Below are 11,811 nucleotides of genomic sequence, written 5' to 3'. Positions count from 1 at the left end.
ATGGAAGCCGGATTTTTCATGCAGTCCGACGAACAAGAACGCAACCGCCCCAGGAAAATACGCAATGCCGCCTCATGCCGGCATATCTGCCCGACGAACATGCAATTAACGTACCGCAGCCGGAAATGCCATTTCCGGCGGTCAGCCGCGCAGTTCAGGTGCGGCGCGTGCCGGTGTGCGGTGTCACGGTCGCGCCGGATTCCAGCGTAAATCCGGCCTTGTCATCGGTGCCGAGCGCGGCCACCAGGTAAGGCATCAGCTCGCGCAGCATCGGCTCCAGCGTCCAGGGCGGATTGATGATGAACATGCCGCTGCTGCGCAATCCGAACCCGTCGGGAGCCGGACCGCTGACCGACAGCGTCACGTTCAGCCATCCGTTGGCCGGCAGGCGCTTGAGCTTGTCCGGCAGCTGGCGCGACTCCATGCGCTGCAGCACCGGATACCACACTGCATAGGTGCCGGTCGCGAAGCGCTTCAAGGCGTCGTCGAGCGTTTCCTTCACCTTGCGATAATCGTCCTTGACTTCGTATGGCGGATCGATCAGCACCAGGCCGCGCCGCGACGGCGGCGGCAACAGCGCTTTCAAGCCGGTAAAGCCGTCCCCCTTCTGGATCATCACGCGCTTGCCGCGCGCTCCGGAACGCTGTCCCTGTGCGGCGGCATGCGCCTCCAGCTTGCGGAAATTGTCCTCCAGGATCTTGCCGTCGCTCGGGTGCAATTCGAACAGCCGGATGCGATCCTGTTCGCGCAGCACCTTTTCGGCGCAGTAGGGCGATCCCGGGTAATAACGCATTTTTCCGCTCGGATTCATCTCCTTGACGAGCTGCAGGTATTCGCCCAGCGCCGGAGGCAAGTCCTTGCGCTCCCACAGCCTGGCAATGCCGGTTTCATATTCGGCGCTCTTGGCCGCATAACCGGTATCCAGCTCATACACACCCGCGCCGGCATGGGTATCGATGTACATGTAGGCGGCATCCTTTTGGCCGAGGTAACGCAGCAGCTGGATCAGAACGGTGTGTTTGAGCACGTCGGCATGATTGCCTGCGTGGAAGGCGTGGCGGTAGCTCAGCATAGGGATTTACAGATAAGGCGGGGAAATGAAGAGGCGCCATTGTAACAAGCTAACTGGCTGGCGCAGCCACAAATAAAAAAACCGCACCCCAAGGTGCGGTTTTGATGCCGAGCCGGCGAAGATCAGTGGAACTGTTCTTCTTCGGTCGAACCGGTCAGTGCCTTCACGGAAGACGAACCGCCCTGGATCACGGTGGTCACGTCGTCGAAGTAGCCTGCGCCGACTTCCTGCTGGTGCGACACGAAGGTGTAGCCTTTTTCGCGTGCTGCGAATTCCGGCTCCTGCACCATGTTCACATAGTGCTTCATGCCTTCGCCACGAGCGTAAGCGTGCGCGAACTGGAAGGTGTTGAACCAGTTGACGTGGATACCGGCCAGCGTGATGAACTGATACTTGTAGCCCAGTTCGGACAGCTTGTCCTGGAATTCGGCGATCGTCTTGTCGTCGAGGTTCTTCTTCCAGTTGAAGGACGGCGAGCAGTTGTAGGACAGCAGCTTGCCCGGGCACTTCTCGTGCACGGCTTGCGCGAATTCGCGGGCAAAGCCCAGATCCGGCGTTCCGGTTTCGCACCATACCAGGTCAGCGTACGGCGCGTATGCAACGCCACGGCTGATCGCTTGCTCCAGACCGTTCTTGACGCGGTAGAAACCTTCCTGGGTACGCTCGCCAGTCAGGAACGGCTTGTCGTTGGCGTCGTGGTCGGAAGTGATCAGGTTAGCCGCTTCAGCGTCGGTACGAGCCAGAACGATAGTCGGCACGCCCATGACGTCGGCTGCGAAACGGGCAGAAACCAGCTTCTCGATCGCTTCCTGGGTCGGGACCAGAACCTTGCCGCCCATGTGGCCGCACTTCTTCACGGCAGCCAGCTGGTCTTCGAAGTGCACGCCTGCTGCGCCGGCAGCGATCATGTTCTTCATCAGTTCGAAGGCGTTCAGCACGCCGCCGAAACCGGCTTCAGCGTCAGCAACGATCGGCAGGAAGTAGTCGATAAAGCCTGCATCGCCCGGGTTGACGCCACGGGACCACTGGATTTCGTCGGCACGCTTGAAGGTGTTGTTGATGCGGCGAACCATGGTCGGCACGGAGTCGTATGCGTACAGCGACTGGTCGGGGTACATGGTTTCGGAGGTGTTGCCGTCGGCAGCAACTTGCCAGCCCGACAGGTACACGGCTTCCAGGCCAGCCTTGGCCTGCTGCATTGCCTGGCCAGCGGTGATGGCGCCGAATGCGTTCACGTAGCCCTTCTTGGCGCCGCCGTTAACCTTCGCCCACAGCTTCTCGGCGCCTTCCTTTGCGAGCGTGTACTCGATCTGCTTGGAACCACGCAGGCGGACAACGTCTGCTGCGGAGTAGTTACGCTTGATGCCTTTCCAGCGCGGGTTTTCAGCCCAGTCTTTTTCGAGTGCCTTGATTTGTTCTTCGCGAGTTGCCATGGTCATTCTCCTATGGGGAAGCGAGTGAAAAGAAAAAAGAAAACTTGATGGGAGAATGATAGGCGCTTTTTTGCGAGGCAACAAGGTCTTATATAAGACATATAACCAAAATTAAATCATTGATTTTCAATGACTTATATATTTGATTTCGCGATACAAAACCATTTTTCTTACAATGAAACAACTTTGTGATGTGCCGCGACAGAGTTTTTCACGATGCAAAACATACTTTCTGGATCGTGAAATTTGCCTTGCGTATCGAAGAAAGATCAGGCGGGGCGCGCGGAAGACTTGATTTAAGTCAGTGGATGACCGGCAGCCGGAGGTCCGCCCCGGTTGCCGGCCCGTATGGAGTTGCGCGTTGCGGCTCTGCGGCGCTCAGCGCATCTTGCAAGTCTTGATGCCGAATATCGAATACAGCGGACACCAGCCTGCCAAGGCGGTTACCAGCGGGACGATGCCGATCAGGGCGATCCATTTCAAGTCGCCTTGCAGGACGAAAAACAGGCTGAAAAAGACGGCGGCCAGAATCAGCCTGATGATCTTGTCGAGGGAACCGACGTTTGCGTTCATGACATTCTCCTTGCGCGGGTGATGGAAAGGCTCCAGCATAGACAAACCGCCCGCCGGCGTATGTAACCGGAGTCACACAACCCGGCGCGAGCACGTCAGCGGGTGGCGGCCAATGCGTGCAGTCCAGCGGCATCGAGGATGTCAATCCGCCCCCGGCCCAGCGCCAGCATGCCGCGCTGGGCGAAATCGTCCAGCAGACGGCTGATCATTTCGCGCACCGTCCCCAGTTCGTCAGCCAGCTGCTGGTGGGTCAGGCCGATCGTGCCGGAGCCTCCATCGTCCGCCGCGTGGCCTAGAGCGGCATGCTCAAGCAGCGCGCTCGCCAGGCGCACGTCCAGCCTGAGCGTGACGACTTCCTCGACCAGCTCCATCGTGTTGACCAGCCGGTTGCCAAGCGCGCGAAACATCGCGTTCCTGAAGACCGCGTTGTTCGCGACGCATTCGTTGAACAAGCCGGACGGCATGACGATCAGGCGCGTGGCGTCGCCCGCGATGCCGCTGGCGGGATAGCGGCCGCCGCCAAGCAGGCAGCCCAGCGAGAGGATGCACGGCTCGTCCGGCGTCACCCGGTACAGTTCGATGCGGCGGCCGTTGGCAAGATGCTTGAACACGCGCACGCCGCCGGAAAGGATGATCGGAAAGCCGCCGCAGTCGCTGCCGGTGTCGAACACCCGGGTGCCGGCCGGCAGCTCAAGCACGGGTTGCGCGGCCAGCAGTTCCAGCGCCGACGGCGCGAGGCCCTGCAGGAGCGGCTGCGCCGCGATCAGCGAAGACAAGGCGCTCGTCATGGCGACAATCGGCGCGCGTCAGGCCAGCGGCTGGGAAGCCACCAGCACGCCGTCGGCATCGGCATAGATCCAGTCGCCCGGATTGATCGCGACGCCTGCGATCGACACGCGCAAGTCGCGCTCGCCCACGCCCTTTCGCACGCTGCGCTGCGGATGCACGGCGAGCGCGCGAACGCCGATGCTGCAGGCGTTGATTTCTTCGGAGTCGCGGATGCAGCCGTTGACGAGGATGCCGGCCCAGCCGTTTTTCTCGGCCAGCACACCGAGGTTGCCGCCGACCAGCGCGCAGCGCAGGCTACCGCCGCCGTCGACCACCAGCACTCGGCCCTCGCCCGGGGTTTCCAGCGCCTGCCGCACCAGCACGTTGTCTTCGAAGACCTTGAGCGTGGCGGCCCGGCCAGAAAACTTCACCAGCTTGCCGAATTTCTGGAATACGGGAGGCAATACGGCCAGCGCGCCGGTCGCCAGTTTGTCTTCATTCGCATCGCAAATATCGCAGGTCGCAAAACTCATCCGCTTCTCCTTCGGTCAAAAAGAAGCATTGTAAGCGAGCTCGCCGGCAAAAAAGCCGCCGGCGGCGAGCGGCGGCTTTGCGAAAATTGCCCGCGCGGCTATGCGGCCGCCCTCGCCTCTGCGGTCCTTGCCGTGTTCACGCCGACGCTGACTGCGGTGAAGATCGCCAGCGACTGGAACAAACCGATGCAGATGAACACCCACGACGGGTGGTTCGCATCCATCAATGCGCCGAACAGGACGGGCGCGCCCGCCAGGCCGATGTCGAGCCCGGAATACACGACGCCGTACACGCGGCCGGTCGCATTCTTCGGGGCGGCGGCGCGGATCAGCAGGTCGCGCGACGGCCCGGCGATGCCGGCGCCAAAGCCGATGACGCCCATGAGCGCGATCGCCAGGAACGACGGCACGAGGCCGGCGGCGACGATGAGGGAGACGATGCCCGAGCCGGTGAATGCCATTGCGATGGTGCGTTCATGACGCGATGTGCGCGACGCCATGAAGCCGCCCGCCACCATTCCGGCGGCCGACGCCAGCATGTAAGCGGTGTATCCGGCGGTAGCCGACGCCAGCGACATGCCGTACAGTGCGCGCAGGCCGGACGAAGAAAAGCTCTGGATGCCCCCCAGCGCCATGGCGGTGATGAAGAAGAAGGCAAAGCACATCCACACCGCCGGCAAGCGCATAAAGTCGAGCACGTGACCGCCGGCGGCGCTCCTGCCCGGGGCCGCCACGGCCGTTTTCGCCTCATCCGTGCGCAGCAGGTCACGATATGCGAACAGCACCACCAGGGTCGCGAACGGAATGCATGCGGCGGCGGCCAGCGCAGTGCGCCAACTCGACAGCGCCGCGATCGTGGTCAGGAAGACCGGTGCCGCCGCCCAGCCGAGATTGCCGGCAATGCCGTGCACCGAAAAGGCATGGCCGAGGCGTTGCGTGGGCACGCGCTTGTTGAGCAAGGTGAAGTCCGCCGGATGAAACACGCTGTTGCCCAGTCCGGCCAGCATCGAACCCGCCAGCAGCATCGCGTAGCTGTGTGCCTGCGACAACAGCAGCGCCGACAGGCCCAGCAGCGCAATGCCCGAGAACAGGACCGCACGCGCGCCAACCCGGTCGACGACGAAGCCGGCCAGCGCCTGCCCGGCGCCGGACACGATGAAAAATACCGTCATCAGCAAGCCCAGCTCCGCATACGACAGACTGAACGCCTCCTTCAGCCACGGGAACAGCGGCGCCAGGATCAAGTGAAAGAAATGCGATACGCCGTGGGCGACGCCCACCAGGCCGATCACCTGCGCGTCGCGCCGCAGGGAAGGAATTGTTGCTGCGCTCATCTCCGCCTCTTTGAATTATTGGTACAAGGAGTGTAAGCAAAAAGATTTCGTCTGTTTTAAGATAAAAAGACAATCTTTATCGAATAAATGACAGCCCAGCCTTTCGGCATATTCCATGGCAATCCAACCCGTCACCCATACCCGCCTGCACCTGCCCGGCACCGCGCCGACTGCCGAGCGGCCCGTGCGGCTGGTTGCACGCGACCTCGATGCCTCCGAGCTGCTGGCCGCTCACCACCATGCTTGGGGCCAGGTGACCTATGCGCTGGACGGCGTGGTGCGCGTCACGGTGGGCAGCACCACGTGGATCGTGCCGCCGCAGCGCGCGATCTGGATACCCGCGCATGCCCGGCACGAAGTCGTCACCCTTGAAAAGGCGCGCCTGCGCGCCCTGTACGTGCAGGCCGACGCCGCTCCGTTTCAGGGGAAACGATGCGAAGTGCTGGAGGTGACGCCGCTGCTGCGCGAACTGGTGGTGGCGTTGTCGCAGGCGGAAGCGGGCGGGCCGCGCGAAGCGATGCTGTCGACGCTGATCCTCGATGAGCTGGCGCGTTCGGCCACGCTGCCGATCTGCGTCGCCCTGCCCGAGGAAAAGCGCCTGCGCACCTTGTGCGAAATGCTGATCGCCGAGCCGGCTTCCGCGCTGACGCTGGAAGACTGGGCTACTCGCGTGGGCGCGTCCGGGCGAACGCTGGCGCGCCTGTTCGAACGCGAACTGGGCATGAGCTTCAGCCAGTGGCGCCAGCAGGTGCGGCTGGCGCATGCGGCGCCGCTGATCGCACGCGGATTGCCGCTGTCGCGCGTTGCAGCAGAACTCGGTTACGCCAGCCAGTCGGCATTCTCGGCGATGTTCAAGAAGACCTTCGGGCAGTCGCCGACGGCATTCTTTGCACGCGGAGAGAATTAGCGCGCCAGCGTGCCCCAAAAACAGAAAAGGCCACTCGCGTGGCCTTTTCCTTCTTGCGGCAAGCGCCTGCTACGCAGCCTTCTCGAACGCCAGCTCGCCGTTGCGCGCCTCCACCGAGATCGTGTCCTTCGGACCGAAGCGGCCGTTCAGGATCATCTTCGACAACGGGTTCTCGATCTCCTGCTGGATCGCGCGCTTGAGCGGACGTGCGCCATACACCGGATCGAAACCGGCTTCCGCAATCTTCTGCAACGCGGCATCGCTCACCGCGAGCTTCATGTCCATCTTCGCCATCCGCTGCTCCAGCACATGCAGCTGAATACGCGCGATCGCGCCGATGTTCTTCGCGTCGAGCGCATGGAACACCACGATCTCGTCGATGCGGTTGATGAACTCCGGACGGAAATGCCCCTTCACCTCGGCCATCACCGCCAGCTTCACCAGCTGCGGATCGCTTTCCTCCATCGACTGGATCTTGTGCGAACCGAGGTTCGAGGTCATCACGATCACGGTATTGCGGAAGTCGACCGTGCGGCCCTGGCCGTCCGTCATGCGGCCGTCGTCGAGCACCTGCAGCAGCACGTTGAACACGTCCGGATGCGCCTTCTCGATCTCGTCGAGCAGGATCACGCTGTAGGGCTTGCGCCGCACCGCCTCGGTGAGATACCCGCCCTCCTCATACCCGACATATCCCGGCGGCGCGCCGATCAGGCGTGCGACCGAATGCTTCTCCATGAACTCGCTCATGTCGAGGCGGATCATCGCTTCCTCGGTATCGAACAGGAAGGACGCCAATGCCTTGCACAGTTCGGTCTTGCCCACCCCGGTCGGCCCGAGGAACATGAAGGAGCCGTACGGCCGGTTCGGATCGGACAGGCCGGCACGCGAGCGGCGGATCGCATCGGATACCGCGACGATCGCCTCGTCCTGGCCGACCACCCGCTTGTGCAATTCCGCTTCCATGTGCAGCAGCTTGTCGCGCTCGCCCTGCATCATCTTCGAGACCGGAATGCCGGTGGCGCGCGAAACGACCTCCGCGATTTCCTCCGCGCCGACCTGCATGCGCACCAGCTTCGGCACCTGCGCCTCGGCCTTATCGGCCTGCTTCAGCTGCGCCTCCAGCTGCGGCAGACTGCCGTACTGCAGCTCGGACATCTTCTGCCAGTCGCCCTTGCGTTTGGCCTCGTCCATCTGCAGCCTGATCTTTTCGATTTCTTCCTTGATGTGCTGGGCGCCCTGCACCGTCGCCTTTTCCGCCTTCCAGATTTCCTCCAGGTCGGCGTACTCGCGCTCCAGCTTGTGGATTTCCTCCTCGATCAGGCCAAGGCGCTTCTGCGATGCCTCGTCGGTTTCCTTCTTCACCGCCTCGCGCTCGATCTTCAGCTGGATCAGGCGGCGGTCGAGCTTGTCCATCACCTCCGGCTTGGAGTCGATCTCGATCTTGATCTTGGACGCGGCTTCGTCGATCAGGTCGATCGCCTTGTCCGGCAGGAAGCGGTCGGTGATATAGCGATGCGACAGTTCGGCCGCGGCCACGATCGCCGGGTCGGTGATCTCGACGCCGTGGTGCACCTCGTACTTCTCCTGCAGGCCGCGCAGGATCGCGATAGTCGCTTCCACGCTCGGCTCGTCCACCAGGATCTTCTGGAAGCGACGCTCCAGCGCGGCATCCTTCTCCACGTACTTGCGGTATTCGTCGAGCGTGGTGGCGCCGACGCAGTGCAGCTCGCCGCGCGCCAGCGCCGGCTTGAGCATGTTGCCGGCATCGATCGCGCCTTCGGCCTTGCCGGCGCCTACCATGGTGTGTAGCTCGTCGATGAAGACGATGGTCTGGCCTTCGTCCTGCGCGAGTTCCTTCAGCACGGCTTTCAGGCGTTCCTCGAATTCGCCGCGGTATTTCGCGCCAGCCAGCAAGGCAGCCATGTCGAGCGACAGCACGCGCTTGCCCTTCAGGCTGTCCGGCACCTCGCCGTTGACGATGCGCTGCGCCAGGCCTTCGACGATCGCGGTCTTGCCCACGCCCGGTTCGCCGATCAGCACCGGGTTGTTCTTGGAACGGCGCTGCAGGACCTGGATCGCGCGGCGGATTTCGTCGTCGCGGCCGATCACCGGGTCGAGCTTGCCGGCACGCGCGCGCTCGGTCAGGTCGAGCGTGTATTTCTTCAACGCTTCGCGCTGCCCTTCCGCGTCCTGCGACGATACGTTGCCGCCGCCGCGCACCGCATCGATCGCGGCTTCCAGCGCCTTGCGCGCCAGGCCGTTTTCACGTGCCAGGCGGCCCGCCTCGGACTTGTCGTCGGTGAGCGCAAGCAGGATCATTTCGCTGGCGATGAACTGGTCGCCGCGCTTTTGCGCCTCCTTGTCCGCCAGGTTCAGCAGCGCGACGGATTCGCGCCCGATCTGCACTTCGCCGCCGGTACCTTGCACCTTGGGCAGGCGCTCCAGCACGTGTTTCAGCGCATTCTGCAAACCGCCGACGTTGACCGCTGCACGCTGCAGCAGCGAACGCGCGCCGCCGTCGTCCTGGTTCAACAGCGCGGTGAGTATGTGTACCGGTTCGATATACTGGTTATCGTTGCCGACGGCCAGGCTTTGGGCATCGGACAGTGCTTCCTGTAATTTGGTTGTTAGTTTGTCGAGACGCATGGATTTGATCTCCAAAAATTCGATTTGATAACAACGTGGGGATGGAGAGACCGCATTTCAAGCAAGGAATTTGATTCTCGCCATTTCCGTTTTATAACGGAATGGACCTGAATCAAATTCGGCAAATTTATAAAGCGGAAGGAGCCGCCAAACTGGCGGCGGGAATGCGCAATCAGGAACCGGAGATGGCGCGGTAGCTCGCGAATCCGGCGATGCAACAGGTGATGGAGCCAAGCAGGTGCAAGGCGCTGTGCGCCAGCGCCCAGCCATAGTTGCCGCGCTGCAGCAGCACCATGGATTCGGCCGAAAAGCTGGAGAAGGTGGTCAGGCCGCCGAGAAAGCCGGTCACGGCGAACAGCCGCCATTCCAGCGGCACCGTTGGGTGAGCGGTAAAGAAGCCGACCGCAATGCCGATCAGATAGCCGCCGCCGAGATTGGCGGTCAGCGTGCCCAGCAGGACATGCGCGTGCAGGTTATTGAGCAGCGAGCCCAGTCCCCAGCGCAGCCAGGCGCCGATCGCCGCTCCCAAGCCCACCGCCAGCCAGCTCACGACTGCTGCTCCGAATTGGCGGAGCGAACGCCCCACTTGGCCATCGCCCGGTCGTCGGCGACGCGGGCGTCGACCCAGCGCGCGCCCTGCGCCGTCTGTTCCTTCTTCCAGAACGGCGCCTGCGTCTTGAGATAGTCCATGATGAATTCGCAGGCGGCGAACGCCTCGCCGCGATGCGCCGAGGTCACCGCCACCAGCACGATCTGGTCCATCGGCCGCAAGGGACCGACACGGTGGATCACCAGAGCGTCGTAGATATTCCAGCGCGCCTTGGCCTGCGCCACGATCTCTTCCAGCGCTTTCTCGGTCATGCCCGGATAGTGTTCCAGCTCCATCTCGGAGACGCCCGCGCCCTCGTTCATGTCGCGAACGGTGCCGACGAAGCTGACCACGGCGCCCACGCGCGCGTCCCCGGCACGCAACCGCTCTACCTCGGCGCCGAGGTCGAAATCCTGGGTCTGGACGCGAATTGCCATACCCGCCTCAGCCCCCCGTCACCGGCGGGAAGAACGCCACCTCGCAGCCTTCCGCGATGCGCGTTGCTGCATCCGTCATCTGATGGTTGTACGCCATGCGCAGCGCGCGCCCTTCCGCCAGTGCCTCGGCCCACGCACCGCCGCGCTCGCGCAGGAAGGCGCGCACCTCACCGACGGTCTGCACATGCGCCGGCAGTGCGACGGATTCCTGGGCCGTGCCTAACGCTTCGCGGATGCTGGCGAAAAATCGAAGCTGAATATTCATCTGTCCTAATACAATAGTTCGTTGAACGGAATGAAGCGCACCATGTCGCCCTGCCCGATTGCCTGCCCCGGCGGATTGTCGATCAGGCCGTCGCCCCACGCCGTCGAGGTCAATACGGCCGAGCCCTGGTTGGCGAACAGGTCGAGCCCGCCGCTGCCATTGATCTTCGCGCGCAGGAATTCGTTGCGGCGGTCGCCCTTTGGCAAGACGAAGTCGGCGCGCATGCGGAACGCTTTCGGCGCCACGTCGGCCACACCCTGCAGCCGCAGGATGAACGGCCGCACGAACAGCAGGAAGGTCACGAAGCTCGATACCGGGTTGCCGGGCAGACCGATGAAATAGGCACGGCTGTCTTGATCCGCGCGGTTGATCTCGCCGAACGCGAGCGGCTTGCCCGGCTTGATCGCGATCTGCCACATGTTCAGCCGCCCTTCGGCCTCGACCGCTGGCTTGATGTGGTCTTCCTCGCCGACCGACACCCCGCCCGACGTGATAATCAGGTCGTGGCCGGCGGCGGCGCGGCGCAAGGTATCGCGCGTGGCATCCAGCGAATCGGGCACGATGCCGTAATCGGTGATCTCGCAGCCGAGGTTTTCCAGCAGGCCGCGCAGCGTGAAGCGGTTGGAGTTGTAGATCGCGCCGGGTTTCAGGGGCTCGCCCGGCATCGCGAGTTCGTCGCCGGTGAAAAATACCGCCACGCGCGGCTTGCGCACCACCGGCAGGCTGGCCAGTCCGACCGAGGCGGCCAGACCCAGTTCCTGCGCGCGCAGCCGGGTTCCGGCCTGTAGGATGACGCTGCCGGCCCGGATGTCCTCGCCGCTGCGGCGAATCCACTCTCCGGCTTGCGGCGCGTGCCGGATCGTCACGAAGTCGCCCTCGACGGTCTTTTCCGGCTCGCACTGCTCCTGCATCACGACCGCGTCCGCGCCCGGCGGGATCATCGCACCGGTGAAAATTCGCGCCGCGGTGCCGGCCTGCAGCGGCTGTCCCACCTGGCCGGCCGGAATGCGCTGGGCCACCTTCAGCCGGGCAGCGCCGCCGGCGCAGTCGATCGCGCGCACCGCGTAGCCGTCCATCTGGGTATTGTCCATCGGCGGGACATTGAGCTGCGAAACCTGCCCCTCGGCGAGCACACGGCCGTTCGCCTCCAGTGTCGGCAGCGTCTGCGTTTGCGCGATCGGCTCGACCGCGGCAAGCAGCAAATCGAGCGCCTCGGCTGCGCTCAGCATGGGCTTCTTTTCAGTCATGCTCGGC

The 11,811-nt window shown here is 63.3% G+C and carries 12 protein-coding genes; 1 reads left to right on the top strand and 11 read right to left on the bottom strand.

Annotated elements, in window-relative coordinates:
* Positions 1-154 precede the first annotated feature (154 nt).
* From FAY22_RS05435 to FAY22_RS05410, 6 genes are all read right to left on the bottom strand, one after another.
* Complete coding sequence (locus FAY22_RS05435; protein ID WP_146329277.1) at positions 155-1,072, bottom strand: 23S rRNA (adenine(2030)-N(6))-methyltransferase RlmJ; 918 nt, start codon at positions 1,070-1,072, stop codon at positions 155-157.
* Between the two features lie 122 nt (positions 1,073-1,194).
* Positions 1,195-2,511: an isocitrate lyase gene (aceA, locus tag FAY22_RS05430; RefSeq protein ID WP_146329276.1), complete on the bottom strand. Its 1,317-nt coding sequence runs from the start codon at positions 2,509-2,511 to the stop codon at positions 1,195-1,197.
* A 372-nt stretch (positions 2,512-2,883) separates the two neighbouring features.
* Positions 2,884-3,078 (bottom strand): DUF2892 domain-containing protein, encoded by a 195-nt coding sequence (locus FAY22_RS05425; protein ID WP_146329275.1) that lies wholly within the window; start codon positions 3,076-3,078, stop codon positions 2,884-2,886.
* 95 nt (positions 3,079-3,173) lie between these two features.
* Positions 3,174-3,866, bottom strand: coding sequence for a Crp/Fnr family transcriptional regulator (locus FAY22_RS05420; RefSeq protein ID WP_146329274.1), 693 nt, complete (start codon positions 3,864-3,866; stop codon positions 3,174-3,176).
* A gap of 18 nt (positions 3,867-3,884) precedes the next feature.
* Complete coding sequence (gene rraA / locus FAY22_RS05415; protein ID WP_146329273.1) at positions 3,885-4,379, bottom strand: ribonuclease E activity regulator RraA; 495 nt, start codon at positions 4,377-4,379, stop codon at positions 3,885-3,887.
* Positions 4,380-4,477: 98 nt separating this feature from the next.
* On the bottom strand, positions 4,478-5,713 hold the full coding sequence (locus FAY22_RS05410; protein ID WP_146329272.1) for an MFS transporter: 1,236 nt from the start codon (positions 5,711-5,713) through the stop codon (positions 4,478-4,480).
* 115 nt (positions 5,714-5,828) lie between these two features.
* Between FAY22_RS05410 and FAY22_RS05405 the strand changes: the two genes are divergently transcribed.
* On the top strand, positions 5,829-6,620 hold the full coding sequence (locus FAY22_RS05405; RefSeq protein WP_146329271.1) for a helix-turn-helix transcriptional regulator: 792 nt from the start codon (positions 5,829-5,831) through the stop codon (positions 6,618-6,620).
* Between the two features lie 69 nt (positions 6,621-6,689).
* On the opposite strand, the gene clpB is transcribed toward FAY22_RS05405, so the two are convergent.
* The 5 genes from clpB to glp form a co-directional block, all read right to left on the bottom strand.
* Positions 6,690-9,266: an ATP-dependent chaperone ClpB gene (clpB, locus tag FAY22_RS05400; protein ID WP_146329270.1), complete on the bottom strand. Its 2,577-nt coding sequence runs from the start codon at positions 9,264-9,266 to the stop codon at positions 6,690-6,692.
* Positions 9,267-9,438: 172 nt separating this feature from the next.
* On the bottom strand, positions 9,439-9,816 hold the full coding sequence (gene crcB, locus FAY22_RS05395; protein WP_146329269.1) for a fluoride efflux transporter CrcB: 378 nt from the start codon (positions 9,814-9,816) through the stop codon (positions 9,439-9,441).
* Positions 9,813-10,292, bottom strand: a complete 480-nt coding sequence (moaE, locus tag FAY22_RS05390) for a molybdopterin synthase catalytic subunit MoaE (protein ID WP_146329268.1) — start codon at positions 10,290-10,292, stop codon at positions 9,813-9,815. Before moaE ends, crcB begins: the two co-directional genes overlap by 4 nt.
* Before the next feature lie 7 nt (positions 10,293-10,299).
* Complete coding sequence (moaD, locus tag FAY22_RS05385) at positions 10,300-10,557, bottom strand: molybdopterin converting factor subunit 1 (protein ID WP_146329267.1); 258 nt, start codon at positions 10,555-10,557, stop codon at positions 10,300-10,302.
* A 5-nt stretch (positions 10,558-10,562) separates the two neighbouring features.
* On the bottom strand, positions 10,563-11,804 hold the full coding sequence (gene glp, locus FAY22_RS05380) for a gephyrin-like molybdotransferase Glp (RefSeq protein ID WP_146329266.1): 1,242 nt from the start codon (positions 11,802-11,804) through the stop codon (positions 10,563-10,565).
* Between the last annotated feature and the right edge of the window lie 7 nt (positions 11,805-11,811).

Source organism: Noviherbaspirillum sp. UKPF54 (assembly GCF_007874125.1).
Lineage (GTDB): Bacteria > Pseudomonadota > Gammaproteobacteria > Burkholderiales > Burkholderiaceae_D > Noviherbaspirillum.
This window is presented reverse-complemented; position numbering and strand designations above follow the sequence as displayed.